Annotated in this window: 30 protein-coding genes; 17 read left to right on the top strand and 13 right to left on the bottom strand. The window is 33.6% G+C overall.

Going from position 1 to position 25967, the window contains the following annotated elements:
* Position 1: 1 nt before the first annotated feature.
* Positions 2-1180, bottom strand: a complete 1179-nt coding sequence (locus tag IPM51_01385) for a PAS domain S-box protein (protein MBK9282952.1) — start codon at positions 1178-1180, stop codon at positions 2-4.
* Between the two features lie 232 nt (positions 1181-1412).
* Between IPM51_01385 and IPM51_01390 the strand changes: the two genes are divergently transcribed.
* From IPM51_01390 to IPM51_01425, 8 genes are all read left to right on the top strand, one after another.
* Positions 1413-1739, top strand: a complete 327-nt coding sequence (locus IPM51_01390; protein ID MBK9282953.1) for a hypothetical protein — start codon at positions 1413-1415, stop codon at positions 1737-1739.
* 153 nt (positions 1740-1892) lie between these two features.
* On the top strand, positions 1893-2369 hold the full coding sequence (paaJ, locus tag IPM51_01395; GenBank protein ID MBK9282954.1) for a phenylacetate-CoA oxygenase subunit PaaJ: 477 nt from the start codon (positions 1893-1895) through the stop codon (positions 2367-2369).
* A 1-nt stretch (position 2370) separates the two neighbouring features.
* Positions 2371-2793 (top strand): thioredoxin family protein, encoded by a 423-nt coding sequence (locus IPM51_01400; protein MBK9282955.1) that lies wholly within the window; start codon positions 2371-2373, stop codon positions 2791-2793.
* Between the two features lie 72 nt (positions 2794-2865).
* Positions 2866-3072 carry a hypothetical protein gene (locus IPM51_01405; protein MBK9282956.1) on the top strand — a complete coding sequence of 69 codons (207 nt, stop codon included), beginning with the start codon at positions 2866-2868 and terminating at the stop codon, positions 3070-3072.
* A 10-nt stretch (positions 3073-3082) separates the two neighbouring features.
* On the top strand, positions 3083-3376 hold the full coding sequence (gene trxA, locus IPM51_01410; GenBank protein ID MBK9282957.1) for a thioredoxin: 294 nt from the start codon (positions 3083-3085) through the stop codon (positions 3374-3376).
* Between the two features lie 488 nt (positions 3377-3864).
* Positions 3865-5043, top strand: coding sequence for a homogentisate 1,2-dioxygenase (locus tag IPM51_01415; GenBank protein ID MBK9282958.1), 1179 nt, complete (start codon positions 3865-3867; stop codon positions 5041-5043).
* Position 5044: 1 nt separating this feature from the next.
* Entirely contained in the window at positions 5045-6202 is a 1158-nt protein-coding gene (gene hppD / locus IPM51_01420) for a 4-hydroxyphenylpyruvate dioxygenase (GenBank protein MBK9282959.1), read from the top strand.
* An 8-nt stretch (positions 6203-6210) separates the two neighbouring features.
* Positions 6211-7587: an MBL fold metallo-hydrolase gene (locus tag IPM51_01425; protein MBK9282960.1), complete on the top strand. Its 1377-nt coding sequence runs from the start codon at positions 6211-6213 to the stop codon at positions 7585-7587.
* Positions 7588-7636: 49 nt separating this feature from the next.
* Here IPM51_01425 and IPM51_01430 read toward each other — a convergent pair whose 3' ends face one another.
* Positions 7637-8248, bottom strand: coding sequence for a thioredoxin family protein (locus IPM51_01430; GenBank protein MBK9282961.1), 612 nt, complete (start codon positions 8246-8248; stop codon positions 7637-7639).
* A gap of 225 nt (positions 8249-8473) precedes the next feature.
* Between IPM51_01430 and ric the strand changes: the two genes are divergently transcribed.
* The 4 genes from ric to IPM51_01450 all read left to right on the top strand — a co-directional run bounded on the left by ric (position 8474) and on the right by IPM51_01450 (position 11300).
* On the top strand, positions 8474-9205 hold the full coding sequence (gene ric, locus IPM51_01435; GenBank protein MBK9282962.1) for an iron-sulfur cluster repair di-iron protein: 732 nt from the start codon (positions 8474-8476) through the stop codon (positions 9203-9205).
* Positions 9206-9377: 172 nt separating this feature from the next.
* Positions 9378-9875 (top strand): DUF4920 domain-containing protein, encoded by a 498-nt coding sequence (locus tag IPM51_01440; GenBank protein ID MBK9282963.1) that lies wholly within the window; start codon positions 9378-9380, stop codon positions 9873-9875.
* Entirely contained in the window at positions 9853-10326 is a 474-nt protein-coding gene (locus IPM51_01445) for a hypothetical protein (GenBank protein ID MBK9282964.1), read from the top strand. Before IPM51_01440 ends, IPM51_01445 begins: the two co-directional genes overlap by 23 nt.
* Positions 10327-10544: 218 nt before the next feature.
* A complete protein-coding gene (locus tag IPM51_01450; GenBank protein ID MBK9282965.1) occupies positions 10545-11300 on the top strand; it encodes a sulfite exporter TauE/SafE family protein in 756 nt (251 codons plus the stop codon).
* A gap of 36 nt (positions 11301-11336) precedes the next feature.
* Here IPM51_01450 and IPM51_01455 read toward each other — a convergent pair whose 3' ends face one another.
* The 11 genes from IPM51_01455 to IPM51_01505 form a co-directional block, all read right to left on the bottom strand.
* On the bottom strand, positions 11337-11954 hold the full coding sequence (locus tag IPM51_01455) for a DUF2490 domain-containing protein (GenBank protein ID MBK9282966.1): 618 nt from the start codon (positions 11952-11954) through the stop codon (positions 11337-11339).
* Between the two features lie 80 nt (positions 11955-12034).
* Positions 12035-12565, bottom strand: a complete 531-nt coding sequence (gene mog, locus IPM51_01460) for a molybdopterin adenylyltransferase (protein MBK9282967.1) — start codon at positions 12563-12565, stop codon at positions 12035-12037.
* Complete coding sequence (locus tag IPM51_01465) at positions 12566-12898, bottom strand: hypothetical protein (protein MBK9282968.1); 333 nt, start codon at positions 12896-12898, stop codon at positions 12566-12568.
* A gap of 49 nt (positions 12899-12947) precedes the next feature.
* Positions 12948-13415 (bottom strand): hypothetical protein, encoded by a 468-nt coding sequence (locus IPM51_01470; GenBank protein ID MBK9282969.1) that lies wholly within the window; start codon positions 13413-13415, stop codon positions 12948-12950.
* A complete protein-coding gene (locus IPM51_01475; protein ID MBK9282970.1) occupies positions 13415-14317 on the bottom strand; it encodes a bifunctional molybdenum cofactor biosynthesis protein MoaC/MoaB in 903 nt (300 codons plus the stop codon). Before IPM51_01475 ends, IPM51_01470 begins: the two co-directional genes overlap by 1 nt.
* 2 nt (positions 14318-14319) lie before the next feature.
* Positions 14320-14760 carry a molybdenum cofactor biosynthesis protein MoaE gene (locus IPM51_01480; GenBank protein MBK9282971.1) on the bottom strand — a complete coding sequence of 147 codons (441 nt, stop codon included), beginning with the start codon at positions 14758-14760 and terminating at the stop codon, positions 14320-14322.
* Complete coding sequence (locus IPM51_01485; protein ID MBK9282972.1) at positions 14761-15888, bottom strand: HesA/MoeB/ThiF family protein; 1128 nt, start codon at positions 15886-15888, stop codon at positions 14761-14763.
* Complete coding sequence (locus tag IPM51_01490; GenBank protein MBK9282973.1) at positions 15888-16124, bottom strand: MoaD/ThiS family protein; 237 nt, start codon at positions 16122-16124, stop codon at positions 15888-15890. The genes IPM51_01485 and IPM51_01490 overlap by 1 nt, the downstream gene beginning before the upstream one ends.
* Positions 16121-16711 carry a molybdenum cofactor guanylyltransferase gene (locus tag IPM51_01495; GenBank protein MBK9282974.1) on the bottom strand — a complete coding sequence of 197 codons (591 nt, stop codon included), beginning with the start codon at positions 16709-16711 and terminating at the stop codon, positions 16121-16123. Before IPM51_01495 ends, IPM51_01490 begins: the two co-directional genes overlap by 4 nt.
* Positions 16712-16750: 39 nt before the next feature.
* Positions 16751-17080: a LysR family transcriptional regulator gene (locus tag IPM51_01500; protein ID MBK9282975.1), complete on the bottom strand. Its 330-nt coding sequence runs from the start codon at positions 17078-17080 to the stop codon at positions 16751-16753.
* A gap of 50 nt (positions 17081-17130) precedes the next feature.
* Positions 17131-18342, bottom strand: coding sequence for a molybdopterin molybdotransferase MoeA (locus IPM51_01505; protein ID MBK9282976.1), 1212 nt, complete (start codon positions 18340-18342; stop codon positions 17131-17133).
* 126 nt (positions 18343-18468) lie between these two features.
* Between IPM51_01505 and IPM51_01510 the strand changes: the two genes are divergently transcribed.
* The 5 genes from IPM51_01510 to IPM51_01530 all read left to right on the top strand — a co-directional run bounded on the left by IPM51_01510 (position 18469) and on the right by IPM51_01530 (position 25965).
* Complete coding sequence (locus IPM51_01510; GenBank protein ID MBK9282977.1) at positions 18469-19182, top strand: Crp/Fnr family transcriptional regulator; 714 nt, start codon at positions 18469-18471, stop codon at positions 19180-19182.
* A 92-nt stretch (positions 19183-19274) separates the two neighbouring features.
* Positions 19275-20135, top strand: coding sequence for a c-type cytochrome (locus IPM51_01515; GenBank protein MBK9282978.1), 861 nt, complete (start codon positions 19275-19277; stop codon positions 20133-20135).
* 16 nt (positions 20136-20151) lie between these two features.
* Positions 20152-23769: a nitrate reductase subunit alpha gene (locus IPM51_01520; protein MBK9282979.1), complete on the top strand. Its 3618-nt coding sequence runs from the start codon at positions 20152-20154 to the stop codon at positions 23767-23769.
* 19 nt (positions 23770-23788) lie between these two features.
* Complete coding sequence (gene narH / locus IPM51_01525; protein ID MBK9282980.1) at positions 23789-25279, top strand: nitrate reductase subunit beta; 1491 nt, start codon at positions 23789-23791, stop codon at positions 25277-25279.
* Entirely contained in the window at positions 25276-25965 is a 690-nt protein-coding gene (locus tag IPM51_01530; GenBank protein ID MBK9282981.1) for a hypothetical protein, read from the top strand. The genes narH and IPM51_01530 overlap by 4 nt, the downstream gene beginning before the upstream one ends.
* The last annotated feature ends 2 nt before the right edge of the window (positions 25966-25967 follow it).

Consider the following 25967-nt stretch of genomic DNA (forward strand, 5'->3'; position numbering starts at 1 on the left):
ATTAAAAAGTTATTTTAAATGTTGTGCCTTGTTCTAACTGACTTTCGTATTCTATTATTCCATTCAATAATTCCACATATTTGGCCACTATGTTCAAACCTAAACCGGTACCTTGTATATTCGCCGCATTTTGCCCTCTAAAAAAACGTTCAAATAAATGTTTTTGATCTTCTTTTGATATGCCTATGCCTTGATCGCGAATCTGAATTTCAAATTTATTATTTTTTGCTATTGATTTAATTTCTATTTTTTTGTTTTCCGGGGAAAATTTAATTGCATTTGAAATTAAATTAAACAAAATGTGACGCATTACTTTTTTATCCAAATTAACTTCTACCTTTTCCCCTTCATGAGTATAAACTAATAATTGCCCTGTTTTTGCTAAAGGATTCATTTCTAAAAGTAAACCTTCAATAAACTCCTTAGCATTAAAATATTCAAAACTTAAGTTTACAGCACCTTCTTCCAGCTTACTAAGAGATAACATATCATTCAATATATCAGTTAAATGATTAACCGAATTTTTAATTCGACCAACATGCTTGGTTTGTTTCTCTTTATCTCCTGATTCACTATATTTAGAAATTAAGGAAAGAGAAGATAAAATGGTTGCTAATGGAGTTCTAAATTCATGAGACGCCATGGATACAAATCTAGATTTCAATTCATTCAACTCCTTCTCTTTTCCCAATGCGTTTTTTAGTTCATCTTTTGTTTTCTCCAGTTCCTTTATCGCTTCTTTCATGATCTGCGTACGTTTTTCAACCTGCTTTTCTAACTCAATGGAATAATTTTGTAATTGAACCTGCGCTAATTTTCTTAGCGTAATGTCAATTATAAATGCTATCACAAACTTTTTACCATCACTCTCAAAAGGACTCAAGCTTATTTCAACCGGAAATTCAGTGCCGTCTTTTTTCAATCCGTTTAAATTCAAGTTCTGACCCATGGAACGCGAATGCGGGCTTTTATTAAATGACTCTCTGTGCTTTTCGTGTGATTTGGCTGCTTTGCGTGGAATTAATATTTCAACTTTTTGCCCTTCTAATTCTTTATTTTCATAACCGAACATTTTACACGCAGCTGGATTAATTCGCATCATATGCCCATCTTTATCAGCAATAATTATTCCTTCTGTGGAATGAGTGAAAAGAGCGTCTAAATCTTGATTAATTAACATTTTATTTGTGCATTCGCTTAAAAGTACGGACTTTATTACTTCGTTCAAAATTAATCTAGTGATATTTACTATACTGTTAACCAAACACTTAAGAATTTAATATAATAAGGATAATTTTTAAAACATGACAGCAATCATGTTCGATTTTGACTTTTGTCAGTGTTTTTAGCCTATGATTTTTCAAACTTTGTGGTGGAAGTACAATTCATTAATTTATAAAATTTAAAAAATTATGGCAACGACAGTTCAAAATTCAACTTATCACGCATCAGTTGTTTCAACATCTAAACTTGGAGTTTATTCTGCATTAATTGAGAAATTACATTTTAATTATTATGGCTTAATTAGTATGACCATATTAATTGGAAGTTGTCTTGGCGGCTTAACGGCAATGTTTATTTTAAAAAATGATGCGGCGATATGGCAATTAGCCTTGTGTATGGCTGTGTCAATGACAAATAATGTAGCTGCAATTGGGCAAGCGCCTACCAAATGGGTTTTAAACTCATTTGTGATTGGAATACTTGTAAATACTTTACTTATTTTAATAAATATGTAAAACATAGTGTTTTGTTTTAAGTTAGACCGGCTTGAAAAAGTCGGTTTTTTTTGCTCAAAATTTGCGTTAAATAAAACTAATTACCTGAGATGTTTGGAAAATCAATTCAATAGTTCACCTTTTTTTTACATCTTTGAGTAAAGGGATTATCAAATGAAAAATCTGGAGGACATAAGAGCACAAATAGAATCAATACCTGACCCCGAAATTCCGGTAATTTCTATTAGAGAACTTGGAATTTTACGGAATATAACCTTTACAGATTCTGATTGCCATGTTACCATAACGCCTACTTATAATGGTTGTCCGGCAATGGGCATGATAGAAGATCAGATAAAAGAAATATTGAATAAGAACGGAATAACAAATTACAAAGTAGATTTAGTTTATACTCCTGCATGGACTACAGATTGGATAACAACCGAAGCCAAGGAAAAGCTGAGAGTATATGGCATTGCTCCACCAACTCATTCTTCTTGTTTAGTTAATTTCGAACAAGTTGATGTAGCTTGTCCCAGATGTAGTTCTCACCAAACATCATTAATAAGCAAATTTGGTTCTACGGCTTGTAAAGCATTATATAAATGTAATAGTTGCGAAGAGCCTTTCGATCTTTTTAAATGTCATTGATATGAAATGGAAAGTAATATTTGGATTAATTGCAGTTTCTGTATTGCTTTTTTATTCATTCAGTAATTATTCAGAATTGCATCAAGATGATGAAAAACCAATAACATTATTGGAGTTCAATAAAAAAATTAAGGAATCTGAAAAAATTGTTTTGGTTTATTTTCATGCCTCCTGGTGTACCGTTTGTAAAAAGGTAAAGCCGGTGCTAGCTGAACTAGAAAATGAATTTTCTGAAAAAGTGGAAGTTTTTAGAATAGATACGGATAGAGATAAAGAAGTGGCTCATGAGTTTGATATTCATGCTTTGCCCGTAATGATGTTATATAATCATGCGAATCGTGAATGGATTCATGTTGGAATTATCAGCAAGGGCGATTTAAAACAAAAAATTGTGCCTTACACCTGGGATAAGAAGAGTAAGTAAACAATTGTTAATTTAAACTAAGGATTTGCATACCGGACTATTTGTTCCGATATTTGTAAATAAATTAATATAATGCAGTATAAAATCGGAAATAGAATAAGCATTGATTTAAAAAACTGGAGTCTATGGAGAATAGTTCGTGTAACTTTTTCCATAATTTTCATCATTGCCGGAATTATGCGTAGTGATACGATGTTAATTGTGGGTGGTTCGTTTTTGTTTGTTCATGGTATGTTAAGTATTTGCGAAAATTGTGCTGATGATTCTTGTGATACCTAAAAATTAAATTATGTCAAAGTTTGAAGAAATAATAAACTCAGATAAACCGGTATTGGTTGATTTTTTTGCAGAATGGTGTGGGCCTTGTAAAACTATGGCACCTATTTTAAAGGAGGTAAAAGCCAAAATGGGAGAAGAGGTAAAAATTATCAAAATTGATACGGATAAAAATCCAACCGCTTCAGCTCAATTTCAAATTCGCTCTGTACCCACTTTAATTTTATTTAAAAATGGAAAGGAAGTTTGGAAACAATCGGGTGTTGTTCCGGCTCAACAACTCATCAATATTATTCGTGTTAATTAAAAATTACATGGGATTTTTTCCCTAATCCTGACAATTATCATGTCTTTTAAGGCTAATTAAAATTAGCCAAACATCCTCACAAAAATCAATTCTTTTTCCAAACGAGAGAGACTAATTCTTATGAAAAGTAATCTTTAGGGTTGGATTTTAAGTGTATTCATCAAGCTGTATCATTTTGGATATTTAGAACAATGAATTGTTAATTTCCTTATTTTCTCCAATCTAAAAAAGTAAACGGCAAGTACCTAAGACTTAAAACCTCATAATCAGGAATAGTTTTATTGGGGGAATTATCTTCGCTTGTTAGACATTCAATAGAAAAAAACTAGACATGGGTTAAATTGAAACGAATTGGTTCATAAACAGATTTATATATATGGGGTTGTAATTATATAAAAAGATAAATTAAAAGCTAATTTTTTGTTCTAGCCTGACTAAAATCATTTCAATAACAAATAAATCTCATGAAATTGGCTTAAAAAGTATTTATGCCGGTTTATCAAATTCAAGGTCACGTCCCCTCAAAACGACACGTTGTTTTTAGGAATAAGAATGGAGAACTTTATCACGAAGAATTATTCGGTACACAGGGTTTCTCCGGTACATCATCATTAGTTTATCATCTGCATCCGCCTACCATGGTTAAAGCATTAGGTAAACCTTACTCTGTTAAACCTGAAGTGGCCATTGACGAAAATTTAAAAGCATTGAGTTTTATGGGCATGGAGGTAAAGCCGGAAAATGATTATCTCGAAAGCCGCAAAGTATTTTTCTTCAATGACGATATGCAAATTGGAATGGCCGCTCCGAAAAAAAGTATGGGTGAATATTTTTTTAAGAATGCCGATTCCGACGAAATGTTGTTTATTCATGCAGGTACGGGGCGATGTAAAACCATGTACGGAACTGTTGATTTTGAATATGGCGATTATGTAATCATTCCGCGAGGTACAGTTTATCAGTTAGAATTTGATACGGCTGAAAATAAAATTTTATTTGTTGAATCGCATAGCCCTATACGTACGCCAAAGAGATATAGAAATGAATTCGGGCAATTACTTGAACATTCCCCATTTTGTGAACGCGATTTTAAGTTACCGCACAGCTTCGAAACTCGTGATGAGCAAGGTGATTTTAAAATCATGATTAAAAAAAGAGGATTAATTTATCCTTATGTTTATGAAAATCATCCTTTCGATTTAATTGGATGGGATGGTTATTCCTATCCATATGCTTTCTCCATATTTAATTTTGAACCTTTAACCGGACGGATTCATATGCCTCCGCCAATTCATCAACATTTTGAGGGAAATAATTGGGTGATTTGTTCTTTTTTACCTCGCTTATACGATTATCATCCAAATGCTATTCCGGCTCCTTATCATCACAGTAATATTGATGCGGATGAAATCTTGTATTATGTGGATGGAGATTTTATGAGTAGAAATAATATTAAAGCAGGTCAATTTACATTACATCCGGGTGGAATTCCTCACGGCCCTCACCCGGGCGCTATAGAAAGAAGCATAGGAAAAAAGGAAACAAAAGAATTAGCTGTAATGATTGATCCGTTCAATCCGGTTAAAATAACAACCGAAGCAATGAAGTGTGAGGTAAAAGATTATTATAAATCCTGGATGAGTAAACCACAATTAACACATGAATAATATGGAAACAAAAGATTTAACACAAGTAAAAAATTTCGATTACTCCGGTGCTAAAGTTTTTGAAAAAGCGCAAGATTTTCTTCCGATAAACGGCACAGATTATGTAGAGCTGTATGTCGGAAATGCAAAGCAAGCCGCTCACTTTTATAAAACGGCAATGGGTTTTCAGGAATTGGCTTATGCCGGATTAGAAACCGGAAGCAGAGATCGTGTGTCGTATGTATTAGTGCAAGATAAAATTCGATTGGTGTTAACTTCTCCATTTGATCCGGAAAGTGCTATTTCTCATCACATTCGCAAACATGGTGATGGTGTTAAAGTAATTGCACTATGGGTTGATGATGCGCGTAAAGCCTATGCCGAAACTATGAAAAGAGGCGCAAAATCTTATTTGGAACCGGAATCCATAAAAGATAAGGATGGAGAAATCGTACGTTCAGGTATTCATACCTATGGAGAAACAGTACATGTTTTTGTAGAGCGCAAAAATTATAAAGGCGTATTTATGCCCGGATTTGTAAAATGGGAAACCGAATATCATCCCGGCAAAACCGGATTAAAATATATTGATCACATGGTGGGTAATGTTGAATTAGGCGCAATGAATACCTGGTCTAAATTTTATGAAGAAACCATGGGATTTGCGAACCTCATTACGTTTGATGATAAAGATATTTCAACGGAATACACCGCATTAATGAGTAAGGTAATGACTAATGGTAACGGAAGAATAAAATTTCCGATTAACGAACCGGCGAAAGGAAAAAAGAAATCTCAGGTTGAAGAATACCTTGATTTTTATAAGGGTCCGGGTTGTCAACACATTGCCGTAGCAACGGATGATATTGTTTTTACAGTTTCTGAAATGCGAAAGCGCGGCGTTGATTTTTTATATGTGCCGGGATCTTATTATGATACGGTTAAAGATAGAGTAGGTATTATAGAAGAGGATATGGAAGTTTTAAAAAAATGGGGCATTATGGTTGATCGGGATGAGGAAGGTTATTTGTTGCAGATTTTTACAAAACCGGTAGAAGATCGGCCAACATTATTTTTTGAAATAATACAGCGCAAAGGGGCCATGTCATTCGGTAAAGGAAATTTTCAGGCCTTGTTTGAAAGTATAGAAGCAGAACAGGCCAAAAGAGGAACTTTATAATTAAAACTATGTATATAGAGCAAATTTATACCAATTGCCTTTCTCAAGCAGCATATTATGTTGAATCGGATGGCGAAGCAGTTGTTATTGATCCATTACGTGACCCACAACCGTATTTAGATCTGGCGAAAAAGCGAAATAGCAGAATAAAATATGTTTTTGAAACGCATTTTCATGCTGATTTTGTTTCAGGACACCTTGATCTGTCTAGGAAAACAGGAGCTGTAATTGTATTTGGTCCTAATGCCAAGCCGGCATACCAAGCTTTAATTGCATTTGATGGTGAAGAATTTACATTAGGCAGTATAATAATAAAGGTAATTCATACACCCGGCCACACTTTAGAGTCGTCATGTTTTTTAGTGATTGATGAATCCGGAAAAGAAAACGCAATTTTTACCGGCGATACTTTATTTGTTGGTGACGTGGGCCGACCTGATTTATTAAGCGGAAACTTAGATAAAACTACTTTAACGGAAATGCTTTTCGATTCATTAAAGTTCAAAATAAAAACTTTACCGGCGGATGTGATTGTTTATCCAGGACACGGTGCGGGTTCGGCTTGCGGTAAAAATTTAGGTAAAGAAACTTCAACTACAATTGGCGAGCAAATGGAAAAAAATTATGCGTTAAAGGAAACGAATAAAGATGCATTTGTTCAGGCTGTTACCAGCGGGTTGTCTAAACCACCGGCTTACTTTTTTAAAGATGCATCCATTAATATTAACGGCTATGAAAGTATTGATAAGGTAATTAAATCCGCAGCAACTGAACTAAATCCAGAAATGTTATTAAATGAGGTAAAAAACGGTTGTGTAATATTGGATACCAGAGATGCAGAAGAGTTTGCCGAAAAGTTTATTCCGGGCTCTATTAATATTGGATTAAATGGTCAATTTGCCAATTGGGTTGGAACATTATTAGAATTTAATGCTCCGGTTATATTAGTCACTGAAATAGGGAAGGAGAAAGAATCTGCGATGCGCTTATCACGTATTGGTTACGATAATATTAAAGGATTTTTAAAAGAGGGTATAGAATCCTGGGTGAAAGCCGGGCATAGTTGCGACTCCATACAATCCATCACTTATGAAAAGTATTGTAATGATTCACAAGTGGTTGATTTTTTAGTGTTGGATGTACGGATGGACAATGAACGAAATGAAATGCAATTCCCGAATTCTTTAAATATTCCATTGCAAGTTTTCCAAGAAACAATTTCTTCACTTGATCGGTTTAAACCTGTGTTTGTTTATTGCGCCGGAGGTTACAGGTCAATGATGGCCGCCAGTTTATTAAAGAAAAATAATTTTGGCATTGTGTGTAATCTTAAAGGGGGAATAAATGCCTATAAGGATAAAGCACCGGAATTAATGTTTCGTTAAAAGTGATTTTTTCTTCATGTTTAATTAGTGTTAAAGAAAGCAAATTATTCTAATCTTTAGCTGTTATTATATCTGATATGAATTGGCAAAAATCGGATTGAATTGAAACTCCTTTATCTTGCGCATACCAATGATGTAGTTCTTTTACAAAATCTGCATGATTAATGTTGGGATTTGCTTTTTTAAACTCATTTACACGTTTGGTAATAGCTGCAGGTCTTGGCCCCCAATCTGCAACAACTTTTCCTTTTAATTCATCAAAGCAAATTAATTTGGGTATAGATCTAGAGCCCTGTGTTGTATACTTATCCATTATTTCACTATTCTCATCCCGCAATATTATTTGAAGCGAAATGTTGGCATTCAACTCAGCAATTTTCGCAATAATAGGCAAATTTTGCGCGCTATCTCCACACCATGTTTCCGAAATAATTAACCAATTCCATTTTATCTTTGATAACTTCGAAACTGTATTTTTTAATTCATCATTTATTTGAGTTAACTTATATATTCTATTCATTCTCGTGGCGTTAAGTTTTGTCGCCTCAATTCTTTCAATGGTTTGTTCCGTTCCTGTAGTTTTTCCAAGTTCGGAACAATCCAATACCAATTGATGATATTCTTGGTAAGAATATATTTTTGTTTTAACTGAAATAGCCATATGTTTTGTATAGTGTAAAGTAAGGGAAGTTTTTAACAAAAAAATATGATTTAAAACAGAAATACAAGTCAAGGTTTTTATTATTTCTACTGCGTTACTATATACAATTGCAATATTGAGATATGAGTTTAATCATATAATAGTTTTAATATTTGAACTAATATTGTATAAAAGAAATAAGAGGTTAGATCAGATTGGTTTTCCCTCAATTAAAAAATAATTATCATGGAAAATAGTATAGACACTCCAACCATTGGAGAGATTGTAAAAGAAGATTTTAGAAAAGCTGAAGTGTTTAAAAAGTATGGTTTAGATTTTTGCTGTGGCGGAAAAAAATCAATAGCCAAAGCATGTTCAGAAAAAGGAATTGATGCAATTGCTCTTGAAAAGGATTTAAAGGCGATTGACGAATCACCAAATAATTTAGCATCTCAGAATTTTGATACATGGGAATTGGATTTTTTGGCGGATTATATTTTAAATACGCATCATAAGTACGTTACTCAGGCCCATACAATTTTATTTGAATATACTCAAAAGGTAGCGAGAGTACATGGTGACAGACATCCGGAACTTGTTGAAATTGCGGACACCTTTATGGAAATTATGCATGAATTAAATAGCCATATGATGAAGGAGGAAAATATTTTATTTCCATACATTAAAAGTTTAGCTATATCAAAGCGTCAAAAACTCGAAGTTACTGTGCCGGGATTTGGTTCTGTACAAAATCCAATAAACATGATGGAACATGAACATGATTCTGCTGGGAGATTAATGGAAAAAATTAAAGAGCTTAGCAATAACTTTACTCCGCCGTCTACTGCTTGTAATACTTACCGTGTATCGTTTGCTAAATTGCAAGAGTATCAGGATGATCTACATCAACACATTCATTTGGAAAATAATATTTTATTTCCAAAAGCAATTGCACTCGAAAAGGAACTACTAGGATAATAGAATCAACTAAACTGTTGCGATTTTTGGTTATCCTTGTAAAGAGTAAATTCAAATTAAAATTATTGAGGAATTATTGTCTTTAAAAGTGTAACTCTCTTGAATAGATGGTTTGGTAAGTCTTATTTCCTGTTTTTAAAATATGAACTTAATTTGTAGAAATATTTAACCAATGAAGAAAATAGCATTATCAATTATCGCGCTTGCAACCATTTTTACATTTTGCACAGAGCCGAAGGAAGAGGCAAAAGGTAAAAATTCTACAACTAAAGATACAACCTTGCTTTATTTTGGTGATACCATTTCTGTAGAAGGTGCAGTTGCTGCAAGCGAATTAGTAAATCAACTGACTGGTAAGGATTCTTTATATATTAAATTAACAGGTGTTATTGATGAAGTGTGCCAGAAAAAAGGTTGTTGGATGACTTTGGATATTGGAAATGGGATGGAGATGAGAGTAAGTTTTAAAGATTATGGTTTTTTTATGCCAAAAGATGCATCCGGTAAAACGGTTATTATTGACGGATATGCTTACAATGATACCATTCCTGTAGAACAACTTCGTCATTATGCTGAGGATGCCGGTGAATCAAAAGAAGAAATTGCAAAAATTGTAGCACCCGAAATAAGTATTTCCTTCGAAGCGAATGGGGTTATCATTAAAAAATAGCATTTCATTCATCAGCATTTTATTAATAGGGTTGAACCTATGGTTTTGTAAGAACGAAAACGCAAAAGTAGTTGAGGATACAACAACGGATAAGAATTGCGTGAATTTGGATTTGAATCCGAATGGGAGTAGCGAATTATCTTTGTTAATGCGCGATATGCTGAATCACGCTGAATCGATGAAAGAAAGCGTATTGGCCGGAAAATGGCCATCAGAATTTCCAGAAAAGTTTAAAGAAATACATACAGCAATACCAACGGATGAGTTTACTAAAAGGAACACGTTTGATGGCTTTGCGAAAAATTATTTGGATTGTATAAAGGCATTAAATGAAATGAATCAAGGTAATCTAATAGAAAAATATAACAACGTTATACAGGCTTGTGAGAGTTGTCATTCCGAACATTGTCCCGGGCCATTAAAAATTATTCGTAAGCTCAAAATCAATTAGATTTCTAAGATTCGCGATTTTAATAAATCGGTTTCATCCTTCTACCGTTAAATGTTCATTATTTCGGGGCTTAACCAGAGTTTGGATTTGGTGTTATTCATGTGAACTAAACGCGTTCATTGACTAATACTGAATTAGTTATAATCGCATAAAAAACATGATAAAAAGCAGTATGTTTAAATATGAATAACGCTTTTAAGATTGTAAATTTGCTTTCAATGCATGAACAATTCCATATAATTGCCTTTGTTTTATTTTTTACCATTGCTGCTTTGTATTCTTCAATTGGGCATGCCGGAGCTTCGGGTTATTTGGCAGTTATGGCATTATTGTCTTTTACACCAGAGAGTATAAAGCCTACATCATTAATTTTAAATATTATTGTAGCAGCAATCGCGTCTTTTAAGTTTATATCTGCCGGATATTTTGACAGAAAAATATTTTTCTCACTAATTATTTTTTCGATACCTGCATCGTTTTTTGGAGGTTATCTTTCTTTAAGTCCGATTTATTTCAAATTAATTTCAGGTATATTTTTAATCGTCGCAGCTTTTTTGCTTTTAGTAAAAAAAAATATTAAAGCAGATGAAATTAAAGAAGTTAAAAGCTTAATTATGTGGAGCGCTTTGCTTGGAAGTTTAATTGGATTTCTTTCAGGAATTATTGGTGTAGGAGGAGGAATATTTTTAACGCCTTTATTATTAGTACTAGGTTGGACAAAAGTTAAGAATGCCTCAGGGATTTCTGCATTATTTATTTTATTCAACTCAATATCAGGTCTTATGGGTCATATGAGCGCAGTAAAAAATGTTGATAGCAAAATTGGGTATTGGGTGATAGCTGTGGTTATTGGAGGATTTATCGGTTCTTATTTAGGAAGTAAAAGATTTAATAACAAAGTTATTTTATATTGCCTTTTTGTAATACTTCTAACGGCTGGATTAAAGTTTATTTTTATAGATACCATGAAATAAATAAACTAATTTTTGTTGCTAACTGTTAGCTTTTGATTATTTAATCCCAAATGTCTGAACTATACCCAACCATATTATTGTGTTTTTGTTTTTAAATTTATTATCGTGCTGTAAAACGTAGTTTAAATTAATTACCAATTTTTTATTTAACTTATAGCCTATACCTACAAGTATTCTGTTTTGATCAAAAAATGTAACCTTATTAATAGTTGAATAAAATATTTCATTTCCGAATTGAGAATAAATAGTTTTTTCAGTAATTGTTTTGTGATTTAAAGGAATGGAAAATAATAATCGATAACGATATCTAAAATTAAAATCGCAAATGTTAGTTTCGAGAGAATGAAATTTACGTTGCTCTATTCTTGCTCGATGTGAAAGAATTAATTTTGAAATATTTTGAATAAATTGAATTTCTTGCCATCCTCGCCATTCTTCTTTGGTAATTCTTTCCATATTGTTTTGATTAAAATAAGCTGCGCCTGCTGTAAATGAAAGATTTTTATTTACGTAATAACTTATGCCAATCCTTCCTAAACTAGCCTGACGTAAAAAACCACTTGAATTAAAACGCAAGCCTACATCACCTGCCGCTTGCCATTTTGTAGAAATTTTTAGTTGACCGTAATATTGAAGCCACAACTTGTCGCTCACATTATTGTTAGAATTTTGCGAATAGCTTAGGCATGGAAAAAGTATGCATGCGATTATTATTTGTTTGTAGCGCAACATTATTATTTTTTTGGGCGAAATACTTTTATTATTTCATCGTTTGTAGAAATATACGGGCCATTAATTAAATCAATGCAATAGGGTACAGCAGGAAAAACGGCATCTAAACATTCTCGAATAGATTTTGGTTTGCCAGGCAAATTTATAATTAATGAATTACCTCTGATGCCCGCCGTTTGTCTAGATAAAATTGCAGTTGGTACATACTTCAAGCTTACCTGTCTCATCAATTCACCAAAACCGGGCATCATTTTGTTACATACCTTTTCCGTTGCTTCCGGTGTAACGTCTCTAACAGAAGGACCCGTACCTCCTGTTGTAACAATTAAACAACATTTCTCCTTGTCTGCCAACTCTATCAAAGTTGCCTCAATTGTTTTCTGATCATCGGGTATTAAACGATATACTTTTTTCCAACTATTCTTAATATAGGCGCTAAGCGTTTCTATTATGGCTTTACCTGACAAATCTTCATATACACCTGCGCTAGCTCGGTCAGACATAGTAACAATTCCTATTTTAATTTCTTCCATTTACGTGTCGTATTTTGATATGTCAGTTGTTTTATCCATCATTAATGCAAAAATATGTTTTGGGTTCACCACATAAATATCAATACCAAAGTTGATAATTTTTTTATCCTGTAAGGCCTTTAGATCATTATGATGTTTATTACCATATTCAAATACAAAAAAGGATTTGTCTCCAAAATAATCAAGCACTTTACTTACAACCATAATAGGCGTATCTGTAAATGTTTCTTTCTTATCTTCGAATTCACTATAATCGAATCCATATTCTTCTTTAAATATTTTAGATAACATTTCGTCATCTTCAAAAAATGGTCTAATGATTTTATTTCCCAAATAGCCATATTTTCGAACATCTTGTAGTTTTTATCAAAGTCTGTTACTGTCATTTTTCTTTTTTTATACCGTTTTCAAAATTTTCTTGTTTAATTAATTTTCCCTCACTATTATAGTTTTTAATGAATCCGTGTAGTGCGTCTTCATGAAATTGTCCTTCGCTTTTAAGTGTGCCATTGTCATTCCAATCGGTAAATTCTCCATTCAACTTATCATTGTCGTAATTTCTTTCATTTATAAGTATTCCATCGTTATTATACATTAACCATTTCCCATATCGTTTTCCTTTTTTAAAAAACCCTTCCATTTGGCGTTTACCATTTTGATAGAACCAAATCCAGCGTCCTTCGTTAAAACCATTTTCTCTTCGTCCATCATGCTTAATTTGTCCGTTATCATATTTATCGTTTTCTCCTAAGTTCGCATATTTGTAGAGGATATAAGTAAACACAATACTTAAAACAAAAATGCGATGGTATTTAAGTAATGGTTTGTATTTACGCCACTCGAATGCCATTACTTTTTATGTTTTAACATTTTAAATCCATGCAATACATATGGAAACAAAGCGTCAATAGTTTCTTTCGCACCATTTGTAGAACCCGGAATTGCCAGTATCATAGTTTGGTTAATAATACCGGAAAGTCCTCTAGAGAACATAGCATAAGGTGTACGGTTTTGTCCGTAGCTTCGAGCCCATTCCATAATTCCGGGGATTTCTGAATCCATCAATTCTTTTAGTGTTTCAGGTGTTTTATCCTTTTTTGTAAATCCGGTTCCTCCACTTACTATAATTAAATCAGTTTTATTTACATATTCTTTTATTTTGGAGGCCAACAAAATTTGATCATCAGGAATTATATCGTAAGCAATATTATTTAATTCATGTTTTTGAATAGCCTTTAAAATAATCTGCCCACCTTTATCTTCTTTTTTACCATTTGCAATAGAATCGGAAACAATTATTATAGCGGAATTTAATCCTTTACCGGAATCATTTCTGAAGTCAGTTTTTCCCCCACTTTTTTCAATTAATGCTATTTTTTCAATAGTAATGCCTTTGTCAATTGGCTTTAGCATGTCGTACATCGTCATTGCTACTACAGATGCACCGTACATGGCCTCTACTTCAACGCCCGTTTTATAAATGGTATGCACTTCAACCAGAATGCTAATTTGAAGTCCGTTTACGGTATGTTTAATTGTTGTAAATTCTATAGGTAATGGATGGCAATCGGGTATAACATCACTTGTTTTTTTAACAGCAAACAAACCGGCTGTTTTTGACATTTCAAATACATCACCTTTTGGTACTTGTTTATTGACAATTGCATCAATGGTTTTTTGTGAACTAACAAGCACAATGGCTTGGGCGATTGCACTACGTTGCGTGTTTATTTTTGAAAGAATATCAACCATAATTATTTATTTACTTTCCAGGTATGTGTTTTATTTTCGAATATTTCTTGTCCCCAAATAGGAACTTCTTTTTTTAATCTTTCAACTATATATTTACATGCTTTAAAGCTATCCTCACGGTGTTGACAGGTTACAATAACCATCAAACATATTTCTCCTTTTTTTACAGTTTCAAGGCTATGTAAAATATTTACATGATTAAGACCAATTTCTTTTTTAGCATCAATGGCAATTTGATGAAATATTTGTTTAGCCATTTCAACATTGGATGTATAATGTATAGCTTCTACATTTTGATTTTGAATCTTATCTTGTCTTACTTGCCCAAGAAATATATTATAGGCGCCTGAATATAAATCAGAACTGTATTTTTCTATGGATGATCCAATTTGTTTTGAAGAAATAGGACCGTTGATAAAGGTAAAGTTATACCAGTTTTCCATTTATATTATTTGAGTTTTGGTTTGTGATAAGTAATTGTTTAATATTTCAATGCCGGGTTTGAAACTATAAATATCAATATCTGTAAATTTTTGTTTTAAGAGTGTTAGAGCTTTATCACTTCTGACTCCCGATTTGCAGATAAAAATGATTTTATCAAAGGACTTAATTTTATCTAATTGAAGCTCTAAAATACTTAATGGAATTTTGAGCGTATTAGCAACCAATGTCTTTGGTAATTCGTTTTCTTCTCTCACATCAATTAATACAAATCCGTTGTTAGTAATCATATTTATTAATTCATTCGGACTTGTTAGAATTTGCCTTTCTTTAGTACATGGTAAATAATAATTGTGTTTTAGTATTTCATCTTTTTTTAAATATTTAGTATCTTCCTTTTTTTCAGTTGTAAAATAGAAATGTTCTAAAGAAAGTGAATTAATAAATAATATTTTATTGTAACAACATGTTTTAGGGTTAATAAAGTATTTAATAATTTCATTGGCCTGATACAATCCCATTAATCCGGGTAAAGTTGATAGTACGCCAGCCTCTTCACAATTTACACTATTTTTATTTTTGTCTGTTTCTGAAAACACGTCTCGGTAATTTGCCGAGTTTTTCATGTTATCAATTTGAAAATTGTAAACTCCAATTTGTCCCTCAAATTTATGTATGGCAGCCGAAACAAAGGGTTTGTTATACAATGTGCACACATCATTTATTAAATACCGGGTTCCAAAATTATCGGTGCAATCTACAACTAAGTCAAAATCATTGATTATAGTTAACGCTAATTCTGAATTTAGATATTCCGGTACAGTATGAATTTTTATATGCGGATTTAATTTGAGTAATTTCTTTGCGGCTACATTAACTTTTAGCTTGCCCAAATCTTCGTTAGAAAATAATATTTGTCTTTGAAGGTTTGATTCGCTTACCAGGTCTCCATCTATAATGGTTATTGATCCAATACCTGCTGAAGCTATATATTGCAAAACAGGACATCCCAATCCGCCGGCTCCTATTACTAATACCTTAGCGTGTTTAAGTTTAAGTTGTCCGCTTATCCCCATTACCGATAATTTAATCTGCCGGTCATATCTGAATATTTCGTCTTTACTTAACATTATCCTCCTGAGAATGGTGGCATTAAATCTAATCTATTGTGTTCAGCTATTTCAATTTCTTTGTCAACTATTTTATTGTTTACAGCCAGTACATAATTGTATTTTGAAATTTCCGGATATTTCTTTTCAATTTTTTGTAAAACGTGACTCGATTTAGAACAATTTTCAAGGATGATATGATTTTCCCCAATTGCCTCAGCTAATACTCCATATAAATTTATTTTTATTTTGCTCATTGATCTATATTTTCTGCTATGTTTAGTTCTTCTTTGTTATTTATGTTGGTAAAATAAATTTCATTGTAAAAATCTTTATGACTTATATCAACTAATTTGGAATCAAAATTATTAAGTGCTTTTAAAATGCTTAATTCATTATTTTGAATTAGTTTATAAACGATAAAATTTATTTTTTTTGAATAAATGGCGCATAAAGGTTCAATTTTATTAGCATGTGTTATTACCGACGTGTTGTTATTCAATTGAGCCGTCTCTATCAAATAATTTATTGTTTCTTTATTTATTAAGGGTATATCGCAGGATAAAAAAAGATTTAAATCAGTATCAGAGTGGGCAAGACCGCTGTAAATTCCGCCAAGAGGGCCTTTCTCTTTTACTTTATCTCTAATTTTTTCGTACGGCAAATGATCGTATAAATTTGAATTTGTAACAATGAATATTTTGTTGACAAGTGGATTTATTGCATCAATTATATGAGTAATAAAAGTTTTGCCATTAAAAGTGATCAACCCTTTTTCGGTTCCCATTCTGCTACTTTTGCCGCCGGCCAAAATGAATGCGTTTATATTTATTGTGTTTCTCAAGCGTTATAGTTTGATTTGAATAACGATATTAAAAAAAAATCAGAATAATTTGGATTCGTTTTTTAAAAAATCTTCGAATTGATTAGTTAGTTTTTTGTATTGTGTAATTATTTTTTTGCCTTCATTGGTAACAATACTTCCACCACCACCTGCTCCTCCTGAATTTTTCAGCACCAGGGGCTTGTCATATTGTTTGTTCATGGCATCTATTTGTTCCCAAGCTTGTCTATAGCTCATTTTCATCGACTTTGCAGCCACATTTATTGAACCGTGTTCTATTATTTTTTCTAACAAAGTAATTCTTCCTTCACCCGCAAAAGTTCCATTTATAGTTTCTAGCCAAACCCTGCCTTTCACTTTTAATTTCATTTTCCAAAATTATTTAGATATGTTACCATTTGAAATGATTATTGTCATAATTATATTTCATGATAATTTATTTCATCGCCGGGTTTTAATTTTGTGATGTGATCCGGCACTATAATTAAACAATTAGCTTCGGCAAATGAAGTTAATTTATAAGATTCCTGGTTTGGTAAAATAAAGGCGCTATCATTCACTATTTTTCCTTTCAAAAAGTGCGTTAGGCCCTTTTTTTTCTCATAACTATTTTTTAATCTGGCCTTTTTTGTTAAGTGCGTCGGAGTTATATTTCCATTTAATTTGCTAATAAAAGGAATAACATATTCATAAAAGCAGGTAAGTGAAGCTGCCGGATTACCGGGAAGTCCAAAAATAAAGCGATTGCCTTTTATTCCAAAGTATAGTGGCTTGCCCGGCTTTTGTTTTACTTTATAAAATATAGTCTCGAATCGGAGTTTTTTCAATATTCCACTTACCAAATCGTATTTTCCAACAGAAATGCCACCGCTTATGAGTAACACATTAGAATTGTTAAAAGCTAAATTTATTTTTTGGACTATATCTGTTTTCACATCATCGCTTTTAAAAATTTGATTCACCGGTATATTTAATTCATTCAATATGGCTTTCAACATAAGTGAATTACTCTCATATGTTTTATCACCAGATATTTTTTTCCCGGGTTCTATTAATTCGTTACCGGTTACCAGAATTGAAACAGAAGGCGATTTATATATTTTTAATTGTGCATGTCCTCCGGAAGCAGCCAGAGCAACTCGTGGAGCATTTATTTTATCACCTTTCTTAAGTATAACATCACCTTTTTTAAATTGAGAGCCGGCTAGCCTGATGTTATCTAAATATTTTATTTTATTTCGGTCAAAAATTAATAAATTTTCATTTGTAAGTTGAACTAGTTCTTGTGGGATAACAACGTCGGCATTGAGAGGCAATTTAGCGCCTGTAAAAATTCTACAGGCCGTAAAGGGCTGTATTTTTTTTACATTGTAAATTCCGGCACTATTTTCAAGATTGGCGAATTTTATTGGTTTATTAGTACGAATATCCTTTAATCTAAATGCGTAACCATCCATAGCGGATTGCGTAAAAGAAGGAGAGTTACATTTAGCTATAATATTTTCACTAAGTTTTTGACCAATAGCGTTTTCGATATTAACTCTGACCGAATCTGGTTTATATAAATCAGCAGTTTTTAATACTAATTTAAGAGCCTCTTTAGTAGAAATCATAAAGCTAAATTTACGCATATTATTAGTTAAATATGAAGGTAAAATTTAAGCGTTTTCCGTTAAAATATGATTTATATCATACGAATACATGATTAAAATTGGACTTAGGTAGAAGTTTGGGAAGTAATTTTGAATCCAAAGACCATGAGTTCAAATCCAGATAAAACTATTTCCTGCATAGATTGCCCTAATTGCCATAAGGGTTTATTTTCTGTTTTTGAAAATGAAGATTTGGAAAAATTGAACAATGAAAAAATTGTACAAAATTATAAGAAAGGGCAATTTATATTTAAAGAAAAGACAGTTCCAAGAGGAGTGTATTGTATACACAGTGGAAACGTTAAAATCACCAAGGTAAGCGAAGAAGGAAAAGAACAAATTGTGCGATTAGCAAAACCAGGTCATTTTATTGGATATAGAGCCTTACTTTGTAACGACATATATCAAGCATCGGCCATTGCGCTTGAAGATACTCAGGTTTGTTTTTATAATCGTGAGTTTTACTTAGGATTATTACGTTCTAATCCGGCAATTGCTGCACAAACCATTAAAGTGCTGACCAGAGATTTAAAATTTGCCGAACACATGATGATAAACATGGCTCAGAAACACGTTAAAGGTAGGTTTGCCGAAGTATTGTTAATGCTTGAGGAGTTTTATGGCGTTTATGAAAAAGATGGAACAATTAATGCAATTTTTAAGAGAGAAGATTTTGGACACATGGTTGGTACTACAACTGAAACTTCTATTCGTGTGATATCCGAATTTGCGAAAGAAAAATTAATTGAATTAAAAGGTAAAAGAATAAAGCTGCTCGATAAAGCACGAATAACAAAACTTTCGAACCGAATAAATTAAGAGATAATGATTATAATCATATTTAAATACTAAACCACTACTCATCTTTGTGGTGAAATAATAAAGTTCAACAAAAATTTAAAATAGTTAATATGGAATATAAATCAATCAAAAAAGTAATTAAAATGTTTGCTTTGGTTGTTTGTACTGCTCAGCTGTCTTTAAGTGCACAAAATGGTGAGGCAACTTTTAAACAAACCTGCGGAGCATGCCATACAATTGGTAAAGGAAAAGTTGTTGGTCCGGACTTATTAAACGTACACAAAAAAAGGAGCGAAGAGTGGATTATTAAATTCGTGAAAAGTTCACAAACATTAATCAAAAACGGAGATGCAGATGCTAAAGCAATTTTTGACGAGTTTAATGGGATGATAATGCCTGATCAAAATTTGAAGGATGATGAAATTAAAGCGGTAATTGCCTACATTGGATCGCAAAGTGATGCAGGAACTACAGAAGCACCAATTGCCGATGCCACAAAGGAAACAGCAGTTGACACAAGCGGTTGGGGAAACTTAGTGATTAAAGGTAAAGCATTTTTTGAAGGTAGTTCTGCTTTTAAAAACGGTGGCGCTTCTTGTTTGTCTTGTCATAATGTAAACTATCCTGATTTAATTGCAGGCGGGGTATTAGCCAAAGATTTAACCGACAGTTATACGCGTTTGGGTGGGGACGCCGGTATAAACGGAATGCTTTCTTCACCTCCATTTCCGGCCATGACCGCTGCATTTAAAAACAATCCTTTAACATCTGAAGAAATTGCCGCTATCAGCGCATTCTTAAAAGATGCGGGAGAAAAGAAACAAACCTCTGTAGGATTAAATCCACTATTAATTGGAGGCTTAATCGGTTTTGCCATACTGTTTATGCTAATAATGGTGTTGTGGAATAAACGGAAAAATAATACTACTAAAAAAGAATATCACGAAAGACAAATAAAAGCTATTAACTAATTAAATCCTTAATATTATGAGCTGGATTGAAGATATAATTTCACCAAAAACCCGCAAATGGGAAGAGTTTTACAGAAATCGCTGGCAACACGATAAAGTTGTGAGGAGTACGCATGGTGTGAACTGCACAGGCGGCTGTTCATGGCAAGTATATGTAAAAGACGGTATTGTAGTTTGGGAAACTCAAGCTTTAGATTACCCGCTTCTTGAAAGTAGTTTACCTCCTTATGAACCAAGAGGATGTCAAAGAGGTATTTCTTATTCATGGTACTTATATAGCCCTATAAGAGTAAAATACCCTTTAATGAGAGGTGCTTTATTAGATATTTTTAAAGAAGAAAAAAAGAAATGCGGTGGAGATGCTTTTCAGGCATGGGAAAATATTCAAAATGATTCAACAAAAAGAAAACGTTATCAAAAAGCGAGAGGTAAAGGGGGATTCCGAAGAGTTAAATGGGATGAAGTAGTAGAATTAATCGCTTCGGCTAATTTATATACCATTAAAAAATATGGACCGGATCGTGTGATTGGATTTTCTCCAATTCCTGCCATGTCCATGCTTAGTTATGCTTCCGGTGCACGTTATTTACAATTGATTGGTGGTGTTAACCTTAGTTTTTACGATTGGTATTGTGATTTACCAACTGCTTTTCCTGAAATTTGGGGTGAGCAAACAGACGTTTGCGAAAGTGCGGATTGGTATAACTCAAAGTTTTGCGTTTCTATGGGTGCAAATTTGGGTATGACTCGTACACCCGATATTCATTTCTTTTCAGAATCTAAACATAATGGTACTAAAACAGTAGTTATGTCTCCTGACTTTAGCATGGTAGCTAAACATGCTGACCAATGGATACCTTGTCACGCAGGATCTGATGGTGCATTTTGGATGGCGGTTACTCATGTTATATTAAAGGAGTTTCACGTTGATAAACAAGTTCCATACTTTATGGACTATGTGAAACGTTATACCGATTGTCCGTTTTTAGTTGAGCTTGTTAAAGATGGTGATAAATATTTACCGGGAAAATTAGTTAGAGCAAATAGGATTTCTAAGTATCAAAATGTTGAAAACGGAGATTGGAAGTTTTTAAATATGGAAGAATCCGGAAGGTTAGTAATGCCTAAAGGAACCATGGGTCAAAGATGGGAAACAAAGAAAAGTGGAAACTGGAATTTGAAATATGAAGATGGGGAAGACAATTCAACGTATGATCCGATTCTTACCTTATTGAATAATAAAGAAGATGTATTAAGTGTAGAGTTTACAGAGTTTGGGTTAGATAAAAAGGCAACGCGTGGTGTTCCGGTAAAATATATTGAAACAATCAACGGAAAAATTCCGGTTACAACTGTATATGATCTTACTATGGGTCAATATGGTGTAGGTCGTGGTTTAAGTGGGGAATATCCAAACGATTACAATGATGAAAAACAAGCGTATACTCCGGCTTGGCAAGAAATTTTCACAGGCGTGGGTAGAGATACTGTTATTCAGTTAGCGCGAGAATGGGGAACCACTGCAGAAATTACCAAAGGAAAATGTATGGTTATTGTAGGCGCGGCTATTTGCCACTGGTTTCACAATAACTTAATGTATCGTTCTGCAATAATGACGCAAATGCTTACGGGCTGTAACGGTGTTAATGGTGGAGGAATGAATCACTATGTAGGTCAGGAGAAATTAGCTCCTGTTGATTCGTGGGGAACTATCATGTCGGGTAAAGATTGGCAAAGTGCTACACGTTTGCAACAAGGTCCGATTTGGCATTATATTAATTCTGATCAATGGCGTTATGATAACAACCAAGTGATGTATAATAAAGTACCTCATGGCAGCAAGTTAGGTAATTTACACTCAGCTGATGTTATTGCAATGTCAGTAAGAAATGGTTGGATGCCTTTCTATCCGCAGTACAGTAAAAATAATCTTGAAATAGCGAAAGATGCAATAGCTTCCGGAGCATCAACTGATGATGAAATCAAAAATTACGTAGTAGATAAATTAAAATCAAAAGAACTTGGTTATTCTGTAATGGACCCTGATAATGAAATCAATTTTCCGCGTAACTGGTTTATATGGCGAGGTAATGCTTTAATGTCGAGTGCTAAAGGTCATGAATACATGTTAGACCATTACCTAGGAACTCACACTAATAAAATAGCAGATGAGGTCGCAAAAGATGAGGTACATGAATTATTATGGAGAGAAGCCCCCAAAGGCAAAATGGATTTGATTGTTGATATAAATTTTAGGATGGACACAACTGCATTATATTCAGATATCGTTTTACCTACAGCATCATGGTATGAAAAGGCTGATATCAATAGTACTGATATGCATTCTTTTATACATCCTCTATCTGCAGCTGTACCTCCGGTTTGGGAGGCTAAAACCGATTGGCAAATTTTTCAATATATCGCTAAAGTATTTAGCGAATTAGCAAAAAAACATTTCCCAACTCCTGTTAAGGATATTGTAAATGCACCTCTTTCCCATGATAGTGTTGATGAAATTTCTCAACCAAAACTGTTGGATTGGTACAAGGGCGAATGTGAAGCGATTCCGGGTAAAACCATGCATAAAATTGCTATTGTTGAGAGAGATTATACGCAAATTCATAATAAATTCATTTCGTTAGGCGCAAACATTTTGAAGAATCAAATTGGAGCGCATGGTGTTAATTTTATGGCGGATGATGCGTACAATGAAATGTTGAATGACAAAAAACACATTCAAAGGATTAATGGTGTTGAATACCCGTCGGTTAAAGAAGACGTGGAGGCAATTAATGCAATTTTAAAATTATCATCTTTAACAAACGGTCATCTCACGGTTAAAGCTTACACCAACATGGAAAAGAAAACCGGAATGCCATTACTACAGCATGGAATTGGTAGCCGTGATGTTAAAATTGACTATAAAGATTTGCAATCACAACCGCGTCGTTATAACAACTCACCATTGTGGTCAGGCTTGATGGATAACGGTCGTGCGTATGCCGCCTATACATATAATGTAGATTGCTTAGTTCCTTGGAGAACATTAACAGGTCGTCAATCTTTCTATTTAGATCATGATGGGTATATCGCGTTCGGCGAACATCTACCTACATACAAACCATCTCCAAAACCTGAAGCATATGGCGATTTAAGAAAAACTGTAAATGATGGTAAGGCTAAAATGCTTAATGTGTTAACTCCACATGGAAAATGGCATATTCACTCAACTTATGGTGATACTTTGAGAATGTTAACATTATCTAGAGGAATGGAGCCGTGCTGGATGAGTGAAAAGGATGCAGCAGACTTGGGTATTAAAGATAATGATTGGGTAGAAGTTTATAACGATCACGGTGTATATTGTACAAGAGCATGTGTTAGTGCGCGTATACCAAGTGGAGTTTGTATTGTTTATCACTCGCCGGAAAGAACCTACTCAGTTCCAAAATCACAAATTCGAGGTGGTAAACGTGCAGGGGGGCATAATAGCTTTACCCGTGTGCACTTAAAACCAAATTTATTGATGGGTGGTTATGGCCAATTTTCGTATCACTTTAATTATTGGGGGCCTGTTGGAGTTAATCGTGATACGCACGTGCTGGTTCGTAGAATGGATAAATTAGAATTTTAATAACTAAATATATAATGTTATGAATATAAGATCTCAAATAGCCATGGTTTTCCATCTCGATAAATGTATCGGGTGCCATACCTGTTCAATCGCATGTAAAAATATATGGACTGACAGAAAAGGCGCAGAATATATGTGGTGGAATAATGTAGAAACAAAACCCGGAACAGGCTATCCTACCAAATGGGAAAATCAAGATATATACAAAGGTGGATGGGAAAAAAACGGAGATTCAGTTTCTCTAAAAGGCACAGGAAAATTTAAAGGATTAAAAAATATTTTTCATAATCCTTATATGCCGGTATTGGACGATTATTATGAGCCATGGACATATAAATACCAAGATTTATTTACCGCACCTGAAGGTGATGATCAGCCGATAGCGCGACCAGTTTCCTTAGTTACTGGTGAAACAATTGAAATTAAAAGTGGACCCAATTGGGATGATGATTTAGGTGGGTCTCCGGATTTCGCGCGTCAGGATGTTAATATGGATAAATTAACTCCGGCTGAACAAGAGGCCATGTTCCAATTAGAACGTATGACCTTTCATTATTTGCCTCGTATTTGTAATCATTGTTTAAATCCGGCTTGTGTTGCTTCTTGTCCTTCCGGAGCATTGTATAAGCGTGGTGAAGATGGTGTTGTGTTAATTAATCAAGAGCGTTGTCGTGCATGGAGAATGTGTGTAACAGCTTGTCCTTATAAAAAATCGTATTACAACTGGCATACCGGGAAATCAGAAAAGTGTGTTTTATGTTATCCGCGTTTAGAATCAGGGCAAGCTCCGGCATGTTTTCATTCATGCGTTGGAAGAATTCGTTACCTGGGTGTGCTATTATATGACGCCGATAAAATCGAAGCGGTTGCTTCATGTAAAGAAGAAGAATTAGTTGATAAGCAAATTGACATTTATGTTGACCCTTTTGATCCTGCAGTTATAGAAGCTGCAATGCAAAACGGAATAGCGATGTCAACAATTGAGGCAGCTCAAAAATCACCGGTTTATAAATTTGTAAAAGTATGGAAACTGGCACTACCGTTGCATCCTGAATTTAGAACACTTCCAAATTTATTTTATGTACCAGCTTTACTGCCAGGCATGGCAAGTGTTCAAGATGGAATTTACAATACCACTACTAAGTCTTTGTGGCATGGTATTGACGGTACTCGTTTACCAATGAAATATCTGGCATCATTATTTAGTGCCGGCAATACAGATAAAGTTGCTGAAGTTTTAAAACGATTAATGGCAGTGAGAATGCATAGGCGTGGCGAAACAGTAGGTGATTTGAAGAAAGAAGAAATTGCTGATGCAATGAAAGAAATAGGATTAGCACCAAAAACAGCTGACGATATTTTCAGACTCACTACACTGGCAACTTTTGATGATCGATTCGTAATTCCTCCAGCGCATCGTGAAGAATCAATTGAAATGTTAGAAAATACAGCGGATGTAAAAGGTAATACCGGATTTGGATTTAAAGAAAGACCAGCACGAGGATTATGATAAATAAAAATATAATATTGTTTTTGTCGGAATTGTTTCGCTATCCTGAATCGGGCAGCCCTCAAAAGGTATTGGCCTGCCAAGAAGCTTTAGAATCAGATTATCCTACGGCAGCTAAACATTTATTGCCATTCACTAAGCATTTTATTTCATTGGATGATGATAAACGCGAAGAGTTATTTACAAAAACTTTTGATGTACAGCCAATATGTTATTTGGATCTGGGATATGTAATTTTTGGCGAAGATTATAAAAGAGGATCTTTTTTACTTCACATGCAAAATGAACAAAGCCAAGTGGGTAGAGATTGTAGTCCGGAACTCCCAGATCATCTCTATCATGTACTTCATCTTATAACTATGCATCCGGATGCGACATTTGTTGATGAGTTAGTGGCAAAAATTCTGGTACCTGCTGTTAAAAAGATGATGGCTGAATTTGATTCGGCCAAAATCGAGTTAAAAATGAAGGTGATTAAAAAACTTCATAATGCTTTAATTGCGGAAGATATGAATTTTGGTAATGTATATAATAATGCATTTGCAGCTCTCTTAAACGTATTGGAAATTGACTTTCAGGATGCGATTGCACAGTATAACCCAAAAGAGGAAAATTTAATAAGCGATTCTTTTTTCAATAAAAATAATTCAATAAATCAATTAGTAAACAACTATAAAATCGATTAATT

It is taken from the genome of Sphingobacteriaceae bacterium (genome assembly GCA_016715905.1).
Taxonomy (GTDB): Bacteria; Bacteroidota; Bacteroidia; order B-17B0; family Aurantibacillaceae; genus Aurantibacillus.